At 68.2% G+C, this 23,293-nt stretch carries 24 protein-coding genes and 1 riboswitch; of the genes, 17 read left to right on the top strand and 7 right to left on the bottom strand.

Annotated features, from left to right (window positions below; all coding sequences use genetic code 11):
• Window positions 1–46 precede the first annotated feature (46 nt).
• A complete protein-coding gene (locus tag J5F18_RS03010; RefSeq protein ID WP_346300869.1) occupies window positions 47–421 on the top strand; it encodes a translation initiation factor Sui1 in 375 nt (124 codons plus the stop codon).
• A 6-nt stretch (window positions 422–427) separates the two neighbouring features.
• On the opposite strand, the gene J5F18_RS03005 is transcribed toward J5F18_RS03010, so the two are convergent.
• Window positions 428–1,279, bottom strand: a complete 852-nt coding sequence (locus J5F18_RS03005) for an NAD-dependent protein deacetylase (RefSeq protein WP_346302163.1) — start codon at window positions 1,277–1,279, stop codon at window positions 428–430.
• 139 nt (window positions 1,280–1,418) lie between these two features.
• Between J5F18_RS03005 and J5F18_RS03000 the strand changes: the two genes are divergently transcribed.
• Window positions 1,419–2,324, top strand: coding sequence for a nuclease-related domain-containing protein (locus J5F18_RS03000; protein ID WP_346300868.1), 906 nt, complete (start codon window positions 1,419–1,421; stop codon window positions 2,322–2,324).
• Between the two features lie 26 nt (window positions 2,325–2,350).
• Here the strand turns inward: J5F18_RS03000 and J5F18_RS02995 are convergent, their stop codons facing one another.
• Window positions 2,351–3,700, bottom strand: a complete 1,350-nt coding sequence (locus J5F18_RS02995) for a deoxyguanosinetriphosphate triphosphohydrolase (RefSeq protein ID WP_346300867.1) — start codon at window positions 3,698–3,700, stop codon at window positions 2,351–2,353.
• A gap of 134 nt (window positions 3,701–3,834) precedes the next feature.
• On the opposite strand from J5F18_RS02995, the gene J5F18_RS02990 reads away from it, so the two are divergent.
• Window positions 3,835–4,110, top strand: a complete 276-nt coding sequence (locus J5F18_RS02990) for a type II toxin-antitoxin system Phd/YefM family antitoxin (RefSeq protein WP_346300866.1) — start codon at window positions 3,835–3,837, stop codon at window positions 4,108–4,110.
• Window positions 4,107–4,427 carry a type II toxin-antitoxin system RelE/ParE family toxin gene (locus J5F18_RS02985; protein ID WP_346300865.1) on the top strand — a complete coding sequence of 107 codons (321 nt, stop codon included), beginning with the start codon at window positions 4,107–4,109 and terminating at the stop codon, window positions 4,425–4,427. Before J5F18_RS02990 ends, J5F18_RS02985 begins: the two co-directional genes overlap by 4 nt.
• Window position 4,428: 1 nt before the next feature.
• Here the strand turns inward: J5F18_RS02985 and ntrC are convergent, their stop codons facing one another.
• From ntrC to glnA, 4 genes are all read right to left on the bottom strand, one after another.
• Window positions 4,429–5,841: a nitrogen regulation protein NR(I) gene (gene ntrC, locus J5F18_RS02980; RefSeq protein WP_346300864.1), complete on the bottom strand. Its 1,413-nt coding sequence runs from the start codon at window positions 5,839–5,841 to the stop codon at window positions 4,429–4,431.
• Window positions 5,834–6,880, bottom strand: a complete 1,047-nt coding sequence (gene glnL, locus J5F18_RS02975) for a nitrogen regulation protein NR(II) (RefSeq protein WP_346302162.1) — start codon at window positions 6,878–6,880, stop codon at window positions 5,834–5,836. Before glnL ends, ntrC begins: the two co-directional genes overlap by 8 nt.
• A gap of 469 nt (window positions 6,881–7,349) precedes the next feature.
• The gene (locus J5F18_RS02970) at window positions 7,350–7,916 is read right to left on the bottom strand and encodes a DUF4124 domain-containing protein (protein WP_346300863.1); all 567 of its coding nucleotides are present in this window, start codon (window positions 7,914–7,916) and stop codon (window positions 7,350–7,352) included.
• A gap of 180 nt (window positions 7,917–8,096) precedes the next feature.
• Entirely contained in the window at window positions 8,097–9,503 is a 1,407-nt protein-coding gene (glnA, locus tag J5F18_RS02965; protein ID WP_346300862.1) for a glutamate--ammonia ligase, read from the bottom strand.
• Window positions 9,504–10,035: 532 nt separating this feature from the next.
• On the opposite strand from glnA, the gene J5F18_RS02960 reads away from it, so the two are divergent.
• From J5F18_RS02960 to J5F18_RS02930, 7 genes are all read left to right on the top strand, one after another.
• Window positions 10,036–10,581 (top strand): hypothetical protein, encoded by a 546-nt coding sequence (locus J5F18_RS02960; RefSeq protein ID WP_346300861.1) that lies wholly within the window; start codon window positions 10,036–10,038, stop codon window positions 10,579–10,581.
• Between the two features lie 151 nt (window positions 10,582–10,732).
• Window positions 10,733–11,182, top strand: a complete 450-nt coding sequence (locus tag J5F18_RS02955; protein WP_346300860.1) for a hypothetical protein — start codon at window positions 10,733–10,735, stop codon at window positions 11,180–11,182.
• A gap of 1 nt (window position 11,183) precedes the next feature.
• Entirely contained in the window at window positions 11,184–12,701 is a 1,518-nt protein-coding gene (locus J5F18_RS02950) for a tripartite tricarboxylate transporter permease (RefSeq protein ID WP_346300859.1), read from the top strand.
• Between the two features lie 98 nt (window positions 12,702–12,799).
• Window positions 12,800–13,771, top strand: coding sequence for a tripartite tricarboxylate transporter substrate binding protein (locus J5F18_RS02945; protein ID WP_346300858.1), 972 nt, complete (start codon window positions 12,800–12,802; stop codon window positions 13,769–13,771).
• A gap of 257 nt (window positions 13,772–14,028) precedes the next feature.
• Window positions 14,029–15,501, top strand: coding sequence for an alanine/glycine:cation symporter family protein (locus J5F18_RS02940; protein WP_346300857.1), 1,473 nt, complete (start codon window positions 14,029–14,031; stop codon window positions 15,499–15,501).
• Between the two features lie 86 nt (window positions 15,502–15,587).
• On the top strand, window positions 15,588–16,988 hold the full coding sequence (locus tag J5F18_RS02935) for an aspartate ammonia-lyase (RefSeq protein ID WP_346300856.1): 1,401 nt from the start codon (window positions 15,588–15,590) through the stop codon (window positions 16,986–16,988).
• Between the two features lie 2 nt (window positions 16,989–16,990).
• Window positions 16,991–18,016, top strand: a complete 1,026-nt coding sequence (locus J5F18_RS02930) for an asparaginase domain-containing protein (protein WP_346300855.1) — start codon at window positions 16,991–16,993, stop codon at window positions 18,014–18,016.
• A 46-nt stretch (window positions 18,017–18,062) separates the two neighbouring features.
• Here the strand turns inward: J5F18_RS02930 and gloA are convergent, their stop codons facing one another.
• Window positions 18,063–18,596, bottom strand: a complete 534-nt coding sequence (gene gloA / locus J5F18_RS02925) for a lactoylglutathione lyase (RefSeq protein WP_346300854.1) — start codon at window positions 18,594–18,596, stop codon at window positions 18,063–18,065.
• 203 nt (window positions 18,597–18,799) lie between these two features.
• Here gloA and J5F18_RS02920 point away from each other — a divergent pair, with 203 nt between their 5' ends.
• The 6 genes from J5F18_RS02920 to J5F18_RS02895 all read left to right on the top strand — a co-directional run.
• Window positions 18,800–19,144 (top strand): hypothetical protein, encoded by a 345-nt coding sequence (locus J5F18_RS02920; protein WP_346300853.1) that lies wholly within the window; start codon window positions 18,800–18,802, stop codon window positions 19,142–19,144.
• 62 nt (window positions 19,145–19,206) lie between these two features.
• Window positions 19,207–19,698 carry a C40 family peptidase gene (locus J5F18_RS02915; RefSeq protein ID WP_346300852.1) on the top strand — a complete coding sequence of 164 codons (492 nt, stop codon included), beginning with the start codon at window positions 19,207–19,209 and terminating at the stop codon, window positions 19,696–19,698.
• Between the two features lie 96 nt (window positions 19,699–19,794).
• Window positions 19,795–20,475 (top strand): response regulator transcription factor, encoded by a 681-nt coding sequence (locus tag J5F18_RS02910; RefSeq protein ID WP_346300851.1) that lies wholly within the window; start codon window positions 19,795–19,797, stop codon window positions 20,473–20,475.
• Window positions 20,472–21,857 carry an ATP-binding protein gene (locus J5F18_RS02905; RefSeq protein ID WP_346300850.1) on the top strand — a complete coding sequence of 462 codons (1,386 nt, stop codon included), beginning with the start codon at window positions 20,472–20,474 and terminating at the stop codon, window positions 21,855–21,857. Before J5F18_RS02910 ends, J5F18_RS02905 begins: the two co-directional genes overlap by 4 nt.
• 113 nt (window positions 21,858–21,970) lie before the next feature.
• Complete coding sequence (locus J5F18_RS02900; protein ID WP_346300849.1) at window positions 21,971–22,759, top strand: glycosyltransferase; 789 nt, start codon at window positions 21,971–21,973, stop codon at window positions 22,757–22,759.
• 43 nt (window positions 22,760–22,802) lie between these two features.
• A riboswitch (TPP riboswitch) is annotated at window positions 22,803–22,905 on the top strand.
• 34 nt (window positions 22,906–22,939) lie between these two features.
• On the top strand, window positions 22,940–23,293 hold a 354-nt coding region (locus J5F18_RS02895; protein ID WP_346300848.1), incomplete at its 3' end, for a hydroxyethylthiazole kinase.

Here is a 23,293-nt window from a genome sequence, read left to right as displayed (position 1 = left end):
TCCCTCGACCCCACCCCCACCCTTCAATCGTCAGGGAGCCCGAGTCATGCCTTCACTCCAGGACCAGCTGCGCGGCCTCGTCTACTCCACCGAGCATGGCGACATCTGCCCCGACTGCGGCGAGCCCAAGGACGCCTGCTGCTGCGCCGAACTGGCAGAGCAGGCCCGCCTGGCCGAGCTCGACGGCGTCGTGCGCATCCGCCGCGAGACCAGCGGCCGCAAGGGCAAGGGAGTGACCACGGTGTCCGGCGTGGCGCTGCCCGAGGCCGAACTCAAGGCTCTGGCCAAGCAGCTCAAGAAGGTGTGTGGCACCGGCGGCGCCGTCAAGGCGGGGGTGATCGAGATCCAGGGCGACCATCGCGAGCGGCTCAAGGCCGAGCTGGAGCGGCGCGGCCATACCGTCAAGCTGGCCGGCGGCTGAGCGGCGTCAGGCGCCGCCTTCGCAGAGGGCCCGCAGGGCGGCCAGGGAGACTTCCAGCGGCGCCTCCACCTTGAGGGCGAAGAGGTCATCCGCGCGGGTGCGGCCGAGGTTGAGGCAGGCGATGGGCTTGCCGTCCCGGGCCGCGGCCCGCGCGAAGCGGTAGCCCGAATAGACCATCAGCGACGAGCCCACCACCAGCAGCGCATCGCTCTCCTCGAGCAGGGCAAAGGCGCGCGCCACGCTCTCCCGGGGCACGCTGTCGCCGAAGAACACCACGTCGGGCTTCCAGACCCCGCCGCCGCAGCGGCCGCAGTCGGGCACCCGAAAGTCCGAGAAGTCGGCCTCCAGGTCGGCGTCGCCGTCCGGGGCGGTCCGTGCCGCGACGCTCGCCCAGTGCGGATTGAGCCGCGCCAGCTCGGCATGCAGGTCGTGGCGCATGCGATGGGCGCCGCAGGCCATGCAGCGTACCCGGTCGGCGCGACCGTGGAGATCGATGACCCGCCGGGAGCCGGCGCGCTGGTGCAGGCCGTCGACGTTCTGGGTCACCACGCCGCTCACCCGGCCCAAGGCCTCCAGCTCGGCCAGCGCCCGATGGGCCGGATTGGGCCGCGCCTCGCCGAGGGCGCGAAACCCCACCAGGGCCCGCGCCCAGTAGCGCTGGCGAGCGGCGTGGCTGCCCATGAACTGCTGATGCTGCATGGGCGGTGAGCGCTTCCAGTCGCCGTGCCGATCGCGGTAGTCGGGGATCCCGCTGGCGGTGCTGATCCCGGCGCCGGTCAGCACCGCCAGGCGCGAATACCGCCCCATCAGGGCCGACAGCCCCTCGCGGTCCCGTTCGCTGATCCCCGCCGGCTGCATGCTTCGCTCTTCCACTCGCCTCTCCCCTTCTCGACGACCCTCACCCCTCGAACCGATAGAGCATGGCCCCGAAGGGCCGAGGTTGTCTAGAATGGGCCCACGACCCCGCCACCCCACTCTGCATGGGCAAGGAACCCCGATGGCCTGGCTGGAATACCTGCTCCCCCTGATCTTCCTGTTTCCCCTGGCCGCCCTGGCGGTGATCGTGGTGGCGCTGCGCAATCTCCACGATGCCCGGGTCCGCTCCCCCTTCGACGCCCACCCCCTGCGCGAGCCCGGCCAGGCGCTGCGCGACCGCCTCGACCGCGCCTTCGCCGGCCTGTTCCTCGACGGCGCCCTGGGCCCCATCGTCACCCTGGCACCGCTGGTCTACGGCATGGGCCGCATGCTCTTCGCCAGCGAACAGGACTGGATCGAATGGGGGCTGTACGGCATGCTCAGCACCCTGCTGGTGTTGCTGTTCTGCTTCCTGCTGATGCGCGACTTCCAACGCATCCGCCGGCTCAAGCTGGGGCTGGCCTGCGAGCTGGCGGTGGGCCAGGAGCTCGAGCGGCTGATCCGTCCCGAGGCGCACCCCTACTACGTGTTCCACGACGTGCCGGCCAAGGGCACCCGTATCAATCACGTGGTGGTCACTCCCTGTGGCGTCTTCGTGGTGGAGACCCGGGCGCGCACCCGCCCCTTCACCCCCTCGGGCCGGGAGATCAACCTGGTCAACGTCGAGCCAAAAGGGCTGCGATTCCCCGGCTGGAGCGAGCACGTCCCGCTGGATAAGACCCGCGAGCTGACCCGCTGGCTAGGCAACTGGCTCTCCGAGCTCACCGGGCGCGAGGTGCCGGTCATGGGCGTGCTGACCCTGCCGGGCTGGGATGTGCAGGCCTCCCAGGGCCCCGAAGACCTGCTGGTGGTCAGCGGCGAGCGCCTCGCCGACCAGCTCGCCGGGCTCTGCCCAGGCGAGTTCGACGCCGAAACCCACGACGCGGTGATCGGCGTGCTGCTGGCGCGCGCCGCCCGCCTGGAGCGCCTGCCGGGCCACATCGGCTAGGCCGACATCGCCCGGCGCCCCGGGCCTCAGTCCCCCCTCAGCCGGCCGCCCATCTCCTGGGCCAGGTCCACGGCATAGTGGTCGGTCATGCCGCCGATGAAGTCGAGCATGCGCCGGTAGCTGTCATAGAGCGGCCAGGAGGGGCGGGGGGTGTTCTCGCCGATCAGCGCCAGCACCCGCTGGTGCTTGAAGGTGGAGCGCCCGGTGTGGTGCAGCTCGTGGGCGGCGCCGATAAAGGCCTCCAGCAGGATGCCCAGCGTCGTGTAGGCGCCGATCTCCAGCTTGGCCTTGCGCTCGTTCTGGAAGATCCGCTCCCGTGCCAGCTGCTTGGCCGCCTTTACCCCCCAGCCCAGGTCCGGATGGCAGAGCTCCAGCAGGTCCTCCCGGAGACGCCCGCCCAGCAGCTCCGCCTCGTGCTGCACGAAGACCGCGCCCACGTCGTTCACCGCCCGCTCCATGGCCGCCCCACGCAGGGCGGCGATGCGACGCCGCTGGGAGACCCCCTGGCGCTGCATGGCGGCATAGTCGGCGGGCTCGCCGCCAGCGATCTGGATCAGCACATCGGCGACCTCCTCGAAGCGCAGGATGCCCATCTCCAGGCCATCCTCCAGGTCGAGCAGCGCGTAGCAGATGTCGTCGGCGGCCTCCACCAGCCAGGCCAGCGGGTGGCGGCACCAGCGCCCCGGGCCCAGGGACAGCAGGCCCAGCCGCTCGGCCACCTCGGCGAGCAGCACACGCTCGCTCTGGTAGCAGCCGAACTTGCCGGCCGCGCCGCCATGCTCCACGGTCCAGGGGTACTTGAGCAGGGTACCCAGGGTCGCCGTGGTCAGGCGCATGCCGCCGCGGAACTGGTTGTATTCGATCTGGGTGACGATGCGAAAGCCCTGGGCGTTGCCCTCGTAGGTGAGCAGGTCCTCGCGCTCGAGCTCCGTGAGTCCCTCGAGCAGGCCGCTGCCGTCGCTCTCGGCGCGCTTGAACCAGTCGCGGATGGCGTACTCGCCGGCGTGGCCGAAGGGCGGGTTGCCGATGTCGTGGCCCAGGCAGGCCGCCTGGACGATCACCCCCAGGTCCGCCGGCGTCGTCCAGTCGGGCAGCCGGCCGCTGAGCCGCTCGCCGACGATCATGCCCAGCGAGCGCCCCACGCAGCCTACCTCCAGGGAGTGGGTCAGCCGCGTGTGGATATGGTCATTGTCGGTCAGCGGATGCACCTGGGTCTTGCGCCCCAGGCGCCGGAAGGAGCCGGCGAAGACGATCCGGTCGTGATCCTTGTGGAAGGGGCTGCGGCCGATCTCGTCACGGCCACCGCCGGAGCGCGCGTCGCGCCGGTCGTGCAGGCGGCTCGGATCCAGCAGCCGCCCCCAGCTCATCTGCGTCATGGGCGTTCTCTCCTTGAGAGACCCATTCTGGCACTGCCGGTCGGCGCTTTGCCATCGTCGGCTCTGCGCACCTTGCCGAACAACCAAATAAGGACTAAATTCAGTCCATGCCATCCATTCGGCAGGGCTCTGCGATGAAATATTCCGACAACATCAAACCGATCAGCTACCTGAAGGCCCATGCCGCCGAGATTTCCCGCTCGCTCAACGAGCTGCGCGAACCCATGGTGATCACCCAGAACGGTGAAGCCAGGATGGTCGTGCAGGACATCAAGAGCTATGAGCAGACCCAGGAGACCCTGGCACTGCTGAAACTCCTGGCACTGGGCAACCAGGAGGTGGCGCGGGGCGAGACTCTGGACGCCACCGAGTGCTTCGACCGGCTGCGCCGCGACGCGGAAGCCCGGTGACCCATCGCGTCGAGCTGACCGCCTCGGCATTCGCCGACCTGCGTGAGCTTATCGACTTCATCGCAGAGGACTCACCGCCGGCTGCCCAACGGCTGCTGGCCGCGATAGAGACGCGCATCATGTCGCTGGGGGAGCATCCCGAGCGCGGCAGCCACCCCCGGGAACTGCTGGAGCTGGGCATCCGGGACTATCGGCAGGTCATCGAGCCGCCGGTGCGCATTATCTACCGACGTCACGACGACCGCGTGGTCGTCTACTTGATCGCCGACAGCCGCCGCAACATGCCGCGGCTGCTGGCTCGCCGACTCCTGAGCTAGCCTATTCCCCATCCGCCAGGGCCGGCAGCAGCGTCTTGAGCTTGCGCGTCAGCGTATTGCGCCCCCAGCCCAGCAGCTCCGCGGCTTCGCCCTTGCGCCCGCCGGTATGGCGCAGCGCGGTCTCGATCAGGATGCGCTCGAAGTCGGGGACGGCCTCCTCCAGCAGGTGGGTGTGCCCCGCGGCCAGGGCGCGGTCGGCCCAGTCGCGGAAGGCCGCCCGCCAGTCGCCGCTGGGGGCGGTACCGCCGTCATCCACGCGTAGCTCGGGCGGCAGGTCCTCCACCAGGATCTCGCGCCCCGAGGCCATCACCGTCAGCCAGCGGCAGGTGTTCTCCAGCTGGCGCACGTTGCCGGGCCAGGCAAGGCGGGTCAGATGCGTCTCGGCGTCCGCGGTCAGCACCTTGACGTCGGTGGCGAGCTCCTTGGCCGCCTCGGCCAGGAAGTGGCGGGCCAGCCGCGGGATGTCCTCGCGGCGTTCGGACAGCCTGGGCAGGTGCACGCGAATCACGTTGAGCCGGTGGAAGAGGTCCTCGCGGAAGCGCCCGTCATCCACCAGGCCCTCGAGATTCTGGTGGGTGGCAGCGATGATCCGCACGTCCACCTTCACCGGGGTATGGCCGCCGACCCGGTAGAATTCGCCGTCGGCCAGCACCCGCAGCAGGCGGGTCTGGGTCTCGGCCGGCATGTCGCCGATCTCGTCCAGGAACAGGGTGCCGCCGTTGGCCTGCTCGAAGCGCCCCTGCCGGCTGGCCGTGGCCCCGGTGAAGGCGCCCTTCTCGTGGCCGAACAGCTCCGACTCGATCAGGTCCTTGGGGATCGCCGCCATGTTGAGGGCGATGAACGGCTTGCCGGCCCGCGGGCTGTGCTGGTGCAGCGCTCGAGCCACCCGCTCCTTGCCGGTTCCCGACTCGCCGTTGATCAGCACGGTGATGTGGGAGTGGGACAGTCGGCCGATGGCGCGGAACACCTCCTGCATGGCCGGCGCCTCGCCGATGATCTCGGCATCCAGCCCCTCGGGGACGCTGACCGGACGCTGGCGCTCCCGGGCATGGGCCACGGCGCGCCGCACCAGGGCCAGGGCCTCGTCCACGTCGAAGGGCTTGGGCAGGTACTCGAAGGCCCCGCCCTGGTAGGAGGCCACCGCACTGTCCAGGTCGGAATGGGCCGTCATCACGATCACCGGCAGGTCCGGATGGACCTCGCGCACCCGGGCCATCAGGTCCAGGCCGTCGATGCCGGGCATGCGGATATCGGTGACCAACACATCGGGCGGCTGGTCCAGCAGGCGCGGCAGGGCGGCATCGGCCCGCTCGATGCACTCCACTTCCAGGTCGGGCTGGGCGAGGGCACGCTCGAGTACCCAGCGTATGGCGCGGTCGTCGTCGACGATCACCACGCGTGCGACGTCAGTCATGGCGCTTCTCCAGGGGAATCAGCAGTCTAAATTCGGTCTGGCCGGGCACGGAGTCACATTCGATCAGGCCCTGGTGCTGGTGCAGGATCGCCTGGGCGATGGAGAGACCCAGGCCGCTGCCCTCGGCGCGACCGGACACCATCGGGTAAAAGAGGGTCTCCTGCAGCGCCGCGGGCACACCGGGGCCGCAATCGATGATGGCCACCTCGCACACCAGGCGGTGGCGCTCGGCCCCCAGGGTGAACTGGCGGCGTGCCCGGGTGCGCAGCACCAAGCGGGGCTCGGGGGTGCCGGCCTCGCTCATCGCCTCCACCGCATTGCGCGCCACGTTGAGCACCGCCTGGATCAACTGGGCCTCGTCACCCGAGAGAGCCGGCAGGCTGGGGTCGTAGTCGCGCTCGATGGCCACCGCGGGGTGCTCGGCGATCAGCAGCGAGCGCACCCGCTCCAGCACCTGGTGGATATTGAGCGGCTCGTGGCGGCTGACCCGGTTGGGCCCGAGCATGGAGTCCACCAGGTCGCGCAGTCGGTCCACCTCCTCGACGATGATCCGGGTAAACTCCTTGAGCTCGGGATCATCGAGGTCGCGCTCCAGCAGCTGGGCCGCCCCGCGGATGCCCCCCAGGGGGTTCTTCACCTCATGAGCCAGACCGCGGGTCAGCACCTTGATGGTCTCCTGACGGGTCAGCAGTGCCTCCTCCCGGGAGATGCGCATCAGCCGGTCGCGGGGCTCCACCTCCAGCAGCAGCTCATTTCGCGACAGTGGCGTGACCGTGTAATCCACGGTGTGGGTCTCGCCGCAGAGCATGACCAGGCGCGCCTCGCGCTGGGTGAAGGGGTGGAACTCATCCCGCGCCTTGCCCAGCACCTCACCCAGCCCGCCGTCGCTCTCGAAAAGGCCATCCAGCCCCATGCCCTTCACGCGACTGAAGCTCAGCGCCAGCAGCGCCTCGGCGGCGGGGTTCATCCACCGAAGCCTGAGCTCGCCGTCCAGCAGGACCACGGCAGTGGTGAGGTGCTCCATCAAGCGTTGGTACATCGATTGCGCCATGTCGGATCCAGGGATACCCGTTCTTTGCAGAAGGCTCATGCAAAAGGTTCTTTCAGGAAGCTCTTTCAAAAGGCACTTACACAACATTATTCTTGCAAGAAGCGCGCCAGGCCCCAGGAGCCCGGTTTTCGGGGCTTGCCGGCCATCAACGCGACGCGCACGCACCAAACCAGTGCAAAGTGGAGCGATGCGCACCCAGGCTCGGGCCCTGACGGGGCATCGCCTGCCTTCTTTCGGGTCACCGGGCCGATCCGCGCTCCTCTTGGCGACGCAGGATCGGTTCCTCATCGGGCAGCCGACGGGCGGGTTCTGCACTACGACGGAGCGGCGAGGGCACCTCGGCGGGCGGGGGCGCCGGCTTGACGAGATGGGGCGGCCGTGACTCGCCTTGCGGGGAGCGGCAGGGCCTCGGGCTACCGTCCGGGCACCACGGCCAGGGTGCCCAGCGAGGGGACAGCTAATCGGCGGGACGGTTGACACTGGCCCGGTGCACAAAGATGGTCACCGGCGAGGTACGGTGGCGAACCTCGCCGCTGCCGTCCAGCAACTCGGCCTGCAGCACGTGCTCGCCGGGGTTCATGTTGGCCACCATGAAGGCGGTGGTGTGCATGGCCGTCTGGCTCAGCTGGCCATCCACCAACAGGCGAACCCGGTGATCCTCGCGCAGCTCCGGCTCGATGCCGAGTTCCACCGGCACGTTGCCCGCCGCCCCCACCGGGAAAGCCTGCTCATGGCTCGGCGAGAGGATGCGGAAGCTGTCGTACGGCATGAAGGGCTGGCCCGGCCGGGCGGTCACTGCCGCCGCACCGCTGCCATCGACGCGCGGCACGGCCTCTCCGGTGCGCACTTCGCCGGTGGAGGGCACCACCGTCACCGGCGCCAGCTCCACCTGCTCACCGCCCCGCTCCGGGTTGTCGGTGAACACCACGTTGCCCTGGGCATCGGTGGTGCGATAGATCGTCTGGGCCTGGAGTGTCAGGCTGAACGACAGCCCCACCGCCAGCGCCATCAAGGCCTTGTTCATGGCTACCCCCTGCGTCGCCGCCGCCCCGGCGGCCTGTGGATGGTGTCTGCGACTCCCCCTTGGATAGTGAACAAGAAAAAGGGGTTCCGCCATGGCGGAACCCCTTTCTTGATCAACGCCGCAGCGTCGATGGCAGGCCGGGCCTCGCGGGACCCGGCCGCCGGCACTGAAGGCGCGTCGTCAGCAGCTGTAGTACATGTCGAACTCGACGGGGTGCGTGGTCATGCGAATGCGCTCCACGTCTTCCATCTTGAGCTCGATGTAGGCATCGATCATGTCGTCGGTGAAGACGCCACCCTCGGTCAGGAAGGCGCGATCCGCATCCAGGGCTTCCAGGGCCTGGTCGAGGCTGTTGGCCACGGTGGGCACGGCCTTGCCTTCTTCCGGCGGCAGGTCATAGAGGTTCTTGTCCATGGCGTCGCCGGGGTGGATCTTGTTCTTGATGCCGTCGATGCCAGCCATCAGCATCGCCGCGAAGCACAGGTAGGGGTTGGCGGTCGGGTCGGGGAAACGAGCCTCGACGCGCTTGCCCTTGGGGCTGGCGGTGTAGGGGATGCGGATGGAAGCGGAGCGGTTGCGGGCGCTGTAGGCCAGCATCACCGGCGCCTCGAAGCCCGGCACCAGACGCTTGTAGGAGTTGGTGGAGGCGTTGGTGAAGGCGTTCAGGGCCCGGGCGTGCTTGATGATGCCGCCGATGTAGTAGAGGGCCATCTCGGAGAGGCCTGCGTACTCGTCGCCGGCGAACTGGTTATTGCCATCCTTCCAGAAGGACTGGTGGACGTGCATGCCGGAGCCGTTGTCACCCACCAGCGGCTTGGGCATGAAGGTGGCGGTCTTGCCGTAGGCGTGGGCCACGTTGTGGATCACGTACTTCATTTCCTGAACTTCGTCGGCCTTCTTCACCAGGGTGTTGAACTTGACCCCGATCTCGTTCTGGCCGGCGTTGGCCACCTCGTGGTGGTGCACCTCGACGCTCTGGCCGATGGCCTCCAGGGTGTTGCACATGGCACCGCGGATGTCGTGGAAGCTGTCTACCGGGGGCACCGGGAAGTAGCCGCCCTTGACCCGCGGACGGTGGGCCAGGTTGCCGCCTTCGATGGGGCGATCGGTGGCCCAGGCCCCCTCCTCGGAGGTGATCTTGTACATGGAGCCCTCGATATCGGACTTCCAGTGCACCTCGTCGAAGATGAAGAACTCGGGCTCCGGGCCGAAGAAGGCGGTGTCGCCCAGGCCCGTGGACTGCAGGTAGGCCTCGGCGCGCTTGGCGATGGAGCGCGGGTCACGCTCGTAGCCCTGCATGGTGGCCGGCTCGATAATGTCGCAGCGCAGCACCAGGGTGGAATCCTCGGTGAAGGGGTCGAGGAAGGCGGTGCCATCTTCCGGACGCAGGATCATGTCGGACTCGTTGATGCCCTTCCAGCCGGAGATGGAGGAGCCGTCGAACATCTGGCCGTTCTCGAAAAACTCCTCGTCGACATCCCGGGCCGGGATGGTGACGTGCTGCTCCTTGCCGCGGGTATCGGTGAAGCGCAGGTCGACCCACTTCACGTCGTGTTCTTCAATCAGGGCGAGAGTCTTGGCAGACATGGTGTCCTCCGGGGTTGAACTTGCTCGAAGTGTCGAGGTGTCGCAAAAGGTTTAGCACGTCGCGGGCAATCTGCCCACGACCGCCAGGCCAAGGCCCGACGCCGCCCCACACAATGCACGGCGCATGCCAATAATGCACCCCGATACATCGCAACATAAACAAGTAATTGATATTTAAATATAAACTCGATCACCAACACGCACCAGCCTGAATCACGGGCCGCAGGAGCGCTTCGGCATCCAGTCATCGGATATCGGCAGCGCACACTTGCGGTGCACCTAAGATCCCATGTGCACCAATGGAGGGCGCGCTCCCGTCTAACGCGTGCCGGCTGCGCTCTGGCGATGCCCCACGTCAGCCCAGAAAGTGGAGACAAGCGGAACGCGGGCTCCGAAAATTTCATACCGCCACGCTTTGAGACAATAAAACACCAAGGAGTACACTCTATTACGACAACAACGAGATCCCGGCAGCGAACCCCATGGCCGCCGACCTGCGGATCCACTGGCGCGGTCCCACTATGGAGTTCGCATGGCCACCTTCACCGGCTGCATCCTCATCGACGCCCGCAGTGTCGGCGCCCATCTGCCCCGGCAGCTGGCGGTGGTCGCTCCGCTGTGTCGCCGCAGCCCGCCGGACTTCTCCCTGACGCTGGTGGACGACACCGGCGATACCCGCCTGCCACGCATCGCCCGCCGGTTCGGCGCCCGGCTGATCTCCTTGCCCCAGACGCCACTCGGCCAACGCCTCAACGAGGCCGTCGCCCAGAGCGGAGGCGAGGTCCTGGTGTTCCCTGCTGTTGGCAATGCGGTTACCACCGAGGCGCTGTCACGCCTGGCGGCGCGCATCGTCGCCCATGAGCTGGACGCCAGCGCCCTGCCCACGCTGCACCATGGCCTGCTCCACCGCCTGCTGGCCCGCGTGAGACGACTGCCCAGCGGCGATGGCCTGTGCCTGTCACGCGACTGGTTCGAACGCATCGGCGGCTGCGACCCCGAACTGGACGGCGAGGCGATCGGCGAACTGGTGGAGCGCCTACGCGCCTGCGGCGCCAGGGTCAGTGGCAACACCTACTGACGGCACAGGCCGGTCACGGTGGATAAGCCATAGCGAATGCGTTGACAGGTCGTGACATGCGGGCATTGAGACCGGCTCTGGTCGCCGATAGGGTTGCGGACTTCACTGATAGATCGCCCATGTGCAATAACAAATGACCGAAAGCCAAGCGATGCGACGCAAGAATTTCTGGTCCGGCCTGGGCGTCGCCGCCGTCGCGGTGCTGCTGCTCACCTGGGTCATCCCCACCTGGGGCGGCCGCGGCTTTGCCGTCGGCATGCACCCCCGCACCCTGGCCACCCTCGGTGCCTGGGGCATGCTCGGCTGCGCCCTCGCCCTCAGCCTGCTCAGCGCCATCGCCCTGCTGCGCGCCCGCGAGCCCTTCGTGGTCCGCCCCGACCTCGCCGGCCTGTGGCACCAGGCCTGGCCCTTCGGCTATGTGCTGGCCTTCATCGTGGCCATCGACCGCCTGCCGCTGACCTGGGTCGCCCCGGCGCTGATCGCCGGCCTGCTGCTGATCCTCGGCGAGCGCCGCTGGCATGTGCTGCTGCTCACCGCGGCCATCCCCACCGGCGGCCTCTATGTGCTGACCGTCCACCTGATGCGCATAGGAGTGGTGTGACATGGGATTCGACGCCATCCTCGGCGCCTTCATGGCCGCCCTGCACTACGAGTCCATCGCGGTCATCCTCGGCGGGGTGCTGCTCGGCTATATCGTCGGGGTGATCCCGGGCCTCAACCGCGCGGTGGCCATCGCCATTGCCATCCCGCTGACCTTCTACATGTCCGCCTATGCGGCCATCGCCTTCTTGATCGGCCTCTCCAAGGGCACCGCCGCCGGCAGCGCCGTCTCGGCGATCCTGCTCAACACCCCGGGGGAGCCCTCCTCGGCCGCCACCTGCCTGGACGGCTACCCCATGGCCAGCGCCGGCAAGCCGCGCAAGGCCCTCAAGGTCGGCCTGCTCGCCTCGGTGATCGGCGACCTGCTGGCCACCCTGCTGCTGATCGCCGTGGTCATCCCCTTCGCCGCCGTGGCGCTGCGCTTCGGCCCCTACGAGCTCGCCGCCATCCTGATCTTCGCCCTGGTGTTCATCGCCGGCATGGCCGGCGGCTCCTTCCTCAAGGGGCTGGCCGCCGGCGGCATGGGGGTGATTCTCGGCACCGTCGGCCTCGACCCCGAGACCGGCGCCATGCGCCTGACCTTCGGCTATGCCGAGCTGATGGAGGGGGTGCCGATCCTGCCCCTGGTGATCGGCACCCTGGCACTCGCCGAGATGTTCGTGCAGCTCGACGAGTACCGCCGCAACAAGGGCGGCCGCGTGATCAAGCTGGGCAACAGCGCCGATGACGACCTCTCGTATCGGGAGTTCAAGGGCACCCTGCCGACCATCGTCAAGAGCACCGGGATCGGCGCCTTCGTCGGCGCCCTGCCCGGCCTCGGCCCCTCGGTGGGCGCCTTCATGGCCTACGGCCTGGCCAAGCGCACCGACAAGGACCCCGAGAGCTTCGGCAAGGGCAACCCCAAGGGCATCGCCGCCGCCGAGGCCTCCGACAACGCGGTGATCCCGGCCAGCTACATCCCGCTGTTCGGCCTCGGCATCCCCGGCAGCGTCTCCGCGGCGCTGCTGGTCGGCGCCTTCATGATCCACGGCATCCAGGTCGGCCCGCTGATGCTGCGCGACCATCCGCAGATGCTCTTCACCCTGTTCGCCGGCATGATCGTCGCCAGCCTGCTGATGCTCGCCGTGGGCTGGTACGGCCTGCGCATCTTCGCCCGGGTCACCAGCGTGCCGGCCCACATCGTGATCCCGGTGGTGATCTTCCTGTGCCTGGCCGGCATCCAGGTCCAGGGCTACGGCACCTTCGGGCTGATCACGGTGTTTACCTTCGCGATCTTCGGCTACTTCCTGAAGAAGTTCGACTACTCCTTCGTCACCTTCCTGGTGGCCTTCATCGTCACCCCGATGCTGGAGATGAACCTGCGCCAGTCGGTGATCCTCTCCGGCGGCGACATCGCCATCCTGCTCGACCGCCCCATCGCCCTGGCCTTCGTCGTCTTCACCGTGCTGATGGCGCTGCACCTGGGCTGGAGCAGCTATCGCCAGTGGCTGCGCAGGCGGCACAGGACGCCCAAGGCATGACCGGCCGGCCCGGGGCCCTTACCCAACCCCCGGCGGCGCCGCCAACGCGCTCTAACCTCAACCATCCACCACAACAACGCAACCGTGAGGTTCTGATCATGACAATCAAACTGCTGGGCTCCGCTCTTCTCGCCTCTGCCGTGACCGTCGCCTCCCTCGGCATGGCCCAGGCCGATGACTTCCCGAGCAAGCCGCTGACCCTGGTGGTGGGCTGGGGCGCCGGCGGCAGCACCGATATCCAGGCCCGCGTGCTGGCCAACATCATGAGCGAGGAGCTGGGCCAGCCGGTCAACGTGGTCAACCAGCCCGGCGCCGGCGGCGGCGTGGCCCTGGCGCGCCTGGCCAACAGCCGCGACGAGGGTTACACCTTCGTGTTCGGCACCTCCATGACCATCACCTTCGGCCCGCTCTCCTCCGAGACCACCTACGGCCTCGACGACTTCCGCTACGTGGCCGGCGTCACCCTCGGCCAGTCGGCCATCGTCACCGGCGAGAACCGCCCCTTCGGCGACAGCTGGGAGGCGCTGGTCGAGTACGCCCGCGACAACCCCGGCACCAGCTACGCCACCCAGACCGCGCTGGACCGCATGATCATCGAGTACATCGCCCAGCAGGAGGGCCTCGAGCTGCGCATCGTGCCCACCGCCGGCGGCGCCGGCATGGCCCCGCTGATCCTCTCCGGCGACGTCGCCTTCGCCTACAGCGGCGGCACCCACTCCGGCTACGCCGAGACCGGCGAGATGCCGGTGCTGCTGAGCCTGGCGACCGACCGCCTGGTGGCCTTCCCCGATGCCCCGACCCTCGCGGAAGCCGGCTACGATGTCAACGCCGCCGAGATCCGCGTGGCCATGGTGCCCAGGAACACCCCGGACAGCCACGTCGAGCGCCTCGCCGAGGCCCTCGAGGTCGCCACCCAGGATCCGCGCTTCATCGAGATCACCGAGGAGCGCATCCTGATGCCGGTGACCTGGATGCCCGAGGAGGAGGTCACCGCCCTGCTCACCGACCAGGTCGCCGGCTACAAGGCCCTGCTCGAGGAGCTCGGCGGCATGCCGGAAGACGCGGAGTGATCGCCGCGCGCTGCCCGACCTGACCGGGCATCCTCCCTGCGCCCGAGGCCCGCGAAGAGCGGCCTCGGGCGTTTCTTTTTTGCGATTATTGCGCTGGCACCAGCTGCACCAGGCCGGGTGGTGTAGTCCGATGCACTCGGTGGGCGGAGAGTGCACTGGAGTGCAACGCAGCGCCAAGTTCGCTTCGCGCTCGCAGTTGCTTAAATCGTCTCGCGCTCTCAACAAAGCACTCTCTACAACAACCGCGGAGACGTTCCATGCTCGATCTTCTCAATGACCTCCTGTGGGGCAAGATCCTTCTCGTGCTGCTGGTGGCCGTCGGCGTCGGCTTCACCATCGCTTCCCGCTTCGTCCAGTTTCGCTACTTCGGCCGCATGTTCCAGATCCTCGGCGCGGGCCAGGCCTTCAAGCACGACAAGCACGGCCACCTCAGCTCCTTCCAGGCCCTGGTGCTGTCGGTCGCCGGTCGGGTCGGCGGCGGCAACATTGCCGGGGTCGCCGTGGCCATTACCCTGGGCGGCCCGGGCGCCATCTTCTGGATGTGGATGGTCGGCCTGATGGGCATGGCCACGAGCTTCCTGGAGTGCACCCTGGCCCAGACCTACAAGCAGGCCGAGGGCGACGGCACCTACCGTGGCGGGCCGGCCTACTACATCGTCAAGGGGCTGGGCCGCAACTGGGGCTGGCTGGCGGGCTTCTACGCCGTGCTGCTGCTGCTCACCTTCGGCTTCGCCTTCACCGCCCTGCAATCCTACGCCGTGGCCACCTCCCTCGATGACGCCTTCGGCGTGCCGGTGCTCCTCACCGGCATCGCCCTGGCCGTGGTGGTCGGCCTGATCGTCTTCGGCGGCATCAAGCGCATCGCGCGCATCGCCGAAGTCGTGGTCCCCGTCATGGCGGTCGGCTACCTGCTGATCGCCCTGATCGTGCTGGGCATGAACCTCGGCCAGTTGCCCGAGATGGTGACCCTGATCGTCAAGAGCGCCTTCGGCCTCGAGCCGGCCGTCGGCGGCGGCATCGGCGCGGCGATCATGATGGGCCTCCGGCGCGGCCTGTTCTCCAACGAGGCGGGCCTGGGCAGCGCCCCCAACGTGGCCGCCGTGGCCTATGTGCCGCACCCGGCCAACCAGGGCATCGTGCAGGCCTTCTCGGTGTTCATCGACACCCTGATCCTCTGCTCCTGCACCGCCTTCCTGATCCTGCTCAGCGGTATCTACGACCCGAGCGCGGCCGGCGACGTCGGTGGCATCGCCCTGACCCAGGCGGCACTGGCCGATCACGTCGGCGAATGGGGACGGAGCTTCGTCAGCCTGGCGCTGCTGCTGTTCGCCTTCAGCACCATCCTCTACAACTACTACCTCGGCGAGAACAGCCTGAACTACTTCAGCCGCAGCAACCGCAAGCTGTTCAACGCCTTCCGCGTGGCCGTGGTGTTGCTGGTGTGCTGGGGCGCGACCACCGACCTCGGCACGATCTTCGGCTTCGCCGACGTCACCATGGGCCTGCTGGCGGTGGCCAACCTGGTCGCCCTGATCATGCTGTTCAAGCCCGGCCTGCGCATCCTCAAGGACTTCGACGACCAGATCCGCCGCGGCGTCGCCCAGCCCGTTTTCGATGTGCGGCGACACCCCGACCTCGACCTCGATCCCAAGGCCTGGGAGCTGGAGCCCGAGGATCTCGAGCGCCTGCCGCCTCACCCCCAGGAGGTAGCGGCCCGCGCCGGCAATTGAGCCGGCAACGACATGCCCTTTCGGCCGGGCCTGCCCCCGCAGGCAGGTCCGGCCCCCTGTTGGTTCCACCGATGGAAGACCTCATCATGACGACACGCACGGAACACGACCTGCTGGGCGAGATGTCCCTGCCGCAAGAGGCCTGGTACGGCATCCAGACCCAGCGTGCGGTAGACAACTTCAAGATCACCGGCATGCCCATCGGCCACTTCCCCGAGCTGGTGCGCTCCCTGGCCATGGTCAAGGCGGCCGCGGCCCAAGCCAATCGGGAGCTGGGGGCGCTCGAGGCACCCAAGGCCGAGGCGATCCAGGCCGCCTGCCAGGACATCATCGAGGGCGCCCTGCACGATCAGTTCGTGGTCGACCTGATCCAGGGCGGCGCCGGCACCTCCACCAACATGAACGCCAACGAGGTCATCGCCAACCTGGCGCTGACCAAGCTCGGCCATGGGAAGGGCGACTACCGCTACCTCCACCCCAACGACGACGTCAATCGCTCGCAATCGACCAATGACGCCTACCCCACGGCGGCCTGCCTGAGCCTGCAGTTCGCCGCCGATCCCCTGATCGAGATCATCGCCGCGCTGCGCGACGCCTTGCTGCGCAAGGGGGTGGAGTTCGCCGACGTGGTCAAGATGGGGCGCACCCAGTTGCAGGATGCCGTGCCCATGACCCTGGGGCAGGAGTTCGAGGGCTTTGCGGTGACCCTCGACGAGGACATCGCCCGACTCCAGGAAGCCTGTCGGCTGCTGTGCGAGGTCAACCTCGGCGGCACCGCGATCGGCACCGGCATCAACACCCATCCACGCTATCAGGCGCTGGCGGTGCAGCACCTCGCGGCCCTCTCCGGCAAGCCGATCGTGGCGGCCTCGCACCTGGTCGAGGCCACCTCGGACATGGGCGCCTTCGTCTACCTCTCCGGGGTGCTCAAGCGCTTCGCCGTCAAGCTGGGCAAGATCTGCAACGACCTGCGGCTGCTCTCCAGCGGGCCACGCACCGGGCTTGGCGAGATTGCCCTGCCGGCCATGCAGCCCGGCTCGTCGATCATGCCGGGCAAGGTCAACCCGGTGATCCCCGAGGCGGTGAACCAGACGGTCTACCAGGTCATCGCCAGCGATCTGGCCGTGACCCTGGCCGCCGAGGCCGGGCAGCTGCAGCTCAACGCCATGGAGCCGCTGATCGTCTACAACCTGCTCAACGCCATGCGCATGCTGTGCGAGGCCTGCACCATGCTGCAGAGCCGCTGCATCGAAGGCATCCAGGCCAACCGCGAGCGCTGTGCCCACCATCTCGACAACAGCATCGGCGTGGTCACCGCACTGGTGCCGCACATCGGCTATGCGAACGCGACACGCATGGCCTCGCAGGCACTGCAGAGCGGCGCCACGCTCCGCGAGCTGATCCTCGCGGAGGGCTTGCTCGATGAGGCGCAGCTGGACCGGCTGCTGAGCCCCCAGGCCATGCTGGCCCCCCGCCTGGAGCCGTGAGCATGCCCCGTCTGCTGATCCTGTACACCGGAGGCACCATCGGCATGCGGCCATCCCCCGCCGGCTATGTGCCGGGGGAGGGATTCGCCGAGCGCCTGGAGACCCAACTGGCCGCCCATGGCGGCGAGGCGCTACCCACCTATCGGCTGGTAGAGATGGCCCCCGCCATCGACAGCGCCAATCTCGAGCCACAGGCCTGGAACCGTCTCGTCGAGGCCCTCGCCCGCCACTGGGCCGACCACGACGGCATGGTGATCCTCCACGGCACCGATACCCTGGCCTACACCGCCTCGGCACTTTCCTTCATGCTCGGCGCCCTGGACAAACCGGTGGTCCTCACCGGCGCCCAGATTCCCCTTGGCCAGCCCCGCAGCGATGCCCCCGGCAACCTGGCGCTGGCCATGCAGGCCGCGGCACACTCCGCGGCCCCCCGCGAGGTGTGCCTCGCCTTCCACGACCGGCTGCTGCGCGGCAACCGCGCCCGCAAGGTCGACAGCCTGGCGATGGCCGCCTTCGACTCCCCCAACGCCCCCTGGCTGGGCCAGGCTGGAATCGAGCTGCAGCTGGACACCACCGCAGCCCTGCCCGCCGGCCAACCCGACTTCACCGCGGCGCGCTTCGAGGATGACCGGGTGGCCCTGCTCCACTGCCACCCGGGCCTCTCGCGCCGGCTGGTGGCGAGCCTGCTGGAGGACCCCACGCTTCAGGGGCTGGTGCTGGTCAGCTATGGCACGGGCAACCCGCCGGAGCTCTCCGGCGAACTGGCCGCCCACCTCGCACGCGCGACGGCGCGGGGCGTGGCCATCGTCAACGTAACCCAGTGTCACCGCAGCGGCGTTCGCCAAGGCGCCTATGCCAGCGGCGGCGCCCTCAATGCGGCGGGCGTGATCGCCGGGCAGGACCTGACCCCGGAGGCGGCGCTGACCAAGCTGCAGGTACTGCTGGGGCGCGGCCTGCGCGGAGCGACACTGCGCCAAGCCATGGCGACTGCGCTGCGCGGCGAGATGAGCCTGCCCGCGGCGGGCTGAAACGCGCGATGGCGCCGCCCACCGCCGCTTCCGTGCAGTGCCCGGGTCAGTCGCCCAGCTGCGCCAGGCGGTCGGCCTGGACCACCTCGATCCAGTAGCCGTCGACGTCCTTCACGAACACCACGTCCTTCATCTTGCCCTGGTCGGCGCGCTTGACGAACTCGACGCCGTTGGCATCGAACCAGGCCTCGGCGGCATCCAGGTCCGGCACGCTGAAGCAGATATGGCCGAAGCCCTGGGGCTCGGCATTGCCGTCGTGATAGGCGAAATCGGCCTGGTTCTCGGTGCCCCAGTTGTGGGTCAGCTCCAGCAGACCCCGCTGGCCGAAGGTCCAGACGGTACGCTCACCGGCGTCCTCGGGTACCACCTCACCCTCCTCCAGCTTGGCCAGGAAGTAGAGCGAGAAGCGCAGCTCCTCGAAGTCGAGCCGGCGCAGGACCCGCATGCCGAACACCCGGGAGTAGAAGGCCAGCGACTTCTCGGGATCCTTCACCCGCAGCATGGTGTGGTTGAGCCGAAAGCCCGCGGAATCGGCGGTGGGGGTCTGGACGCCGGGGTGCTGCTCTCCCTGAAAACTCATGGGCTGCTCCTGTTGCTGTCGGAATGTTTCAAGAGCATGCAGACAGCGCGCGGCTTTTTCCAGTACGGCCGACACAAGGGCTATACAATTCTATCAATTTGTTACAATCCCGCCCCCTTTACACCGCTCGGTTTCCTTGAAAAGCGCCGGAATAATTCTACATTTCCTATACAGCACCAATATAATGCCACCCGGAGGTTACCATGTCGGCCCGCGCCTACCAGCTGAGCGACCACATCACCCTCAAGGAGCTGGCCAGCGCCGTCTCCCAGGGGTTCTCTCCCATCGTCGAGGTAGAGTCCATGGACGGCATCTACACGGTGCGGCTTCACCACGGCACCGGCGTCTCGGAACTCTCGGATGCCCAGGGCAACACCCGAACCTTCGCCGGAACCGGCGAGATTCGCGACCTGCTGGGCAGCATCGGCCTGACCCATGGTGTGCTGACCTGGTCGGACCAGTGCGGCGACGAGATGATCGGCGTGCCGGGCCATGCGATGACCCCGGACGAGATGCTCGCCCACGGAACCCGCATCTCCTTTCGCTGAGGCTTCCCGAGTCCAGGGGCAGCGGCTAATGTAGCGGCATGTCCACTTGCGGGAGCCCCGGCATGCTCACCTCGTCGCCCTGTCGCCTCGTTCTCTGCCTGGCACTGCTCGGCCTGCTGGCCGGCTGTGCCGGGCGAGAGCCGGCGACCCACGCCCCCGCCCCCGCCCCCGCGGAGGGTCTCTCCATCGAGCGGGTGCTGATCCTGGCCACCGCGCAGAATGCATTGGGCACCCCCTACCGCTTCGGCGGCAACACGCCGGAGGCCCTGGATTGCTCGGGGCTGGTGGAACTGGCCTACCGCGCCGCCGGCATTCCGGTGCCGCGCACCGCCGCCGACCAGTTCCGTGCGCTGCCCGCCGCAACTCGGGCCCGGCCCGGCGACCTGTTGTTCTTCGACACCGCCGGGCGCGGCAAGGCCAGCCACGTGGGCATCTACCGGGGCGACGGCCAGATGATTCACGCCCCGGGTCGCGGCCGCCGGGTGGAAACGGCGCCGGTGGAGCTCGCCTACTGGCAGGAGCGCTTCCTGGGCGCGGCGCAGGTCGCGCCCTGAGCCTTCGACAGCGGCCCGGCCGAGAGCTCGCCGATGCCGACCTTGGCAAAGCGATGGCCGCCTGCTTGCCCAGCTGAAGGAATAACCGGACAGGCTATGCGCATACTGCTGGTGGAAGACGACCCCAGCCTGGCGGCGGGCATCCGCCTGGCACTCAAGCCCGAGCACTACATCGTCGACCTGCTCGCCGACGGCCTCTCGGCCCTGGCCGCCCTGAAGGGCAAAGAGCCCTTCGATGCGGTGATCCTCGACCTGGGCCTGCCAGGGCTAGACGGCCTCGAGGTGCTGAAGGCGGTCCGGCGACACGGCAACCGGGTGCCGGTACTGGTGCTGACCGCCCGGGACGCCGTCGACGACCGCATTGCCGGCCTGGATGCCGGCGCCGACGACTACCTGGTCAAGCCCTTCGAGGTGGCCGAACTCCTGGCGCGGCTGCGCGCCCTTCTGCGCCGCAGCCAGGGGCTAGCCAGCAACGTGCTGGTGGTGCACGACATCCGGCTCGATCCCGACACACGAAGCGTCAGTTACCACGGCGAGCCGGTGACGCTATCGCGCCGCGAGTTCACCCTGCTCCAGGAGTTCATGGGCCACCCGGGACGGGTGTTCACCCGCGATACCCTGGCCCGGCTGGTCTACGGCTGGGAAGAGGATGTGGAGAGCAACGCCATCGAGGTGCACGTGCACCACCTGCGTCGCAAGCTGTTTCCCGGCCTGATCCGGACGGTGCGCGGCATCGGCTACGTGATGGACCGCACCACCCATGAGGCTGAAGCATGACCTCCATCCGCCGTCGCACCCTGGGCCTGGTGCTGCTGGTCTTCGGGATCAGCATGCTGGCCATCGGGCTGGTCAGCTACCGCTACGCTTCCCACGAGATCGAGGAGCTCTATGACGCCAGCCTGGCCCAGAACGCCCGCCTGATGGAGGGGCTGATCCAAGCACCCCTGCCCGCCGATCAGCGCGCGGTCATGCTGGCCAGCCTGGAGAGCGCCCTGCTGCGTGCCGAGGCGTCGGACAAGCGGCTGGCCGGCCATCGCTACGAGAGCAAGCTGGCCTTCCAGATCTGGCAGGACGACACCTTGCTGCTGCGCTCGGCCAGCGCACCCGAGGCACCGCTCACGACGCTGACCGAGGGCTACGAGAATGCCAGCCTGGAGGGACACGGATGGCGGGTCTACGCCCTGAGCAACCCCGAACGACCGCTGCGCGTGCTGGTGGGGGAACGGGAAGACGTCCGCGGCGAACTGGTAGCCCTGATTGCCCTGCAAACCCTGCTGCCCGAACTGCTGGGGCTGCCGGTACTCGCCCTGCTGCTGTGGTGGGCCATCGGTTGGGGGCTCAACCCGCTCTCGCGGATGGCCGAGCAGATTCGTCGGCGCGACCCTCACAATCTGCAGCCGCTGGTGATGAGCCCCCTCCCCCGCGAGTTGGACACCGTCGTCGACGCCCTGAACCGTCTGCTGGAGCGTATCCGCGCCCTGCGGGTGCGCGAGAAGCGCTTCATTGCCGATGCCGCCCACGAGCTGCGCACCCCCCTCGCCGTGCTCGACCTGCACGCCCAGAACGCCCTTACGGCCGAGACCCCCGAGGATCGCAGCGAGGCACTGGACAAGCTGCGCGCGGGCGTCGCCCGGTCCACCCACCTGGTCACCCAGCTGCTCACCCTGGCCCGCCTCGATCCCGATGAGGAACCCCGCGATGCCACCGGCAGCGACCTGTTGGTGGAGGTGCGTGAGGCCCTGGCCAAGCTGTCGCCGCTGGCCACCGACCTAGGCATCGAGTTGCTACTGGACGCCGACCAGGCGGTGGACTGGCAGCTGCAGGTCGAGCCCGGAGCCCTCGACACCCTGATCCAGAATCTCGTCAGCAATGCCCTCCAGCACTCGCCCGAAGGCGGGACGATCCGGGTCACGCTGTCGGCCGGCGATGACCGCGCCACCCTGTGCGTCGACGACCAGGGCCCCGGCATTCCGGCCGAGGAGCGCAAGCGGGTGATCGAGCGGTTCCACCGGGCCGGGCCGGGTGCCGGTGCCGGCCTGGGGCTCTCCATCGTCGTCCGGCTTCTGCAGCGCCACGGCGGGCGATTGGCGCTGGAAGATGCCCCGGACGGGGGGCTGCGCGCCGTGGCCATGCTGCCACGGCGGAAGGCACACCACTGACGCCAAATCGTCATCTCTTCTTAAGCCAGCCTTAAGCTTCACCCTGGACGATGGAGCCGGTACGCGACGCCCCCCGGCGCGCCGCTCTCGAATCCAACACCATAGGCATCCCCATGAAGCCGCTGCATAGACTGCTGACGAGCCGTCTGATCAAGCTTGTTGCCAACCTGCTCAAGCTCGCCTGCTACCCCTTCCACTTCGCCTTCCCCGACAAGCGCTTCACCCTGCCTTCCAAGGCCAGCCCGTGGATCCGGAGCCGGCAGCCGACCGCCATTCCCCGCATCCTCTGGCAGACCAACTTCACCGACCGCGTGACCCTGCCGGTCTACCTGAACTACCTGTTCAATCGCCTCATGGCGCCCGGTTTCGAGTATCGCTTCATGATCACCGAGGCCCGAGCCGACTTCATCAGACAGCATTATTCCAAACACACTTTCGGGAACTATTCCCGGCTGCAGATCGGTGCTGCGCAGGCGGACTTCTGGCGAGTCCTCGTGCTGCAAGCCCATGGCGGCGTCTATCTGGATATCGACGCCCACCTGACGTGGCCGCTGGGCCGCCTGCTCGGAGCCGACCGGTCAGCGCTGTTCATCCGCACCAAGCGCGGCACCCTCAACAACTTCTTCATCGCCAGCCGACCCCACACATCCGAGCTGGGGGCCGTGATCCGGGCGATCAACACCAATATCGAGGAGAACACGATCAAGGGGGTCTTCGATATGACCGGCCCCGGCGTCTTCAATCGGGTGCTGGACTCCCATTGCCTGGATACCGTGCTATACCGCTACGCCTGTACCCAGGGCAGCTTCACCAACGAGCACTTCCAGTACCTCGACAAGCCGCAGGGAAAATGGCACCGGGAGCAGCAGCACGTCGCGGTCGTGAGAGAGGAGGCGGCCTGAGCCCGGGCGCTTTACAGGAGCATGGCCGGCATGGATAGTGGGAAGCCTACGACAGGGGCGCCGCGGCTCGATGCCGCCGCGGCTGAGACGCACCCTTGGAACCTGACCCGGATCATGCCGGCGTAGGGAGTCGTGCAGCCGGGGCCCGCCTGCCTGCACCTCCCGCGCCCGGGAGGCCCCATGCCCACCGTGCTTTCCCCATCTCTGGATGTCGCCGCCCACCTGGCGCGAGTGCGCGAGCGCACTCCGCTGGTCCACAACATCACCAACCTGGTGGCCATGAACACCATGGCCAATGTTCTGTTGGCCATCGGCGCCTCACCGGCCATGATCCATGCCCGAGAGGAGGCCGCGGAGTTCACCGCCATCGCCGACGCCCTGACGGTCAATATCGGCACCCTCTCGCCCCACTGGGTGGACGCCATGATCGAGGCCGCCGAGGCGGCCCGACTGACCGGCAAGCCGTGGGTGCTGGACCCCGTGGCGGTGGGTGCCACCGCCTTCCGGCGCGAGACCGGCGCTCGCCTGCTGGAG

It is taken from the genome of Halomonas sp. BM-2019 (genome assembly GCF_017584085.1).
The sequence above is the reverse complement of the archived record's forward strand: the minus strand, read 5'-3'. Positions and strand labels throughout refer to the sequence as shown.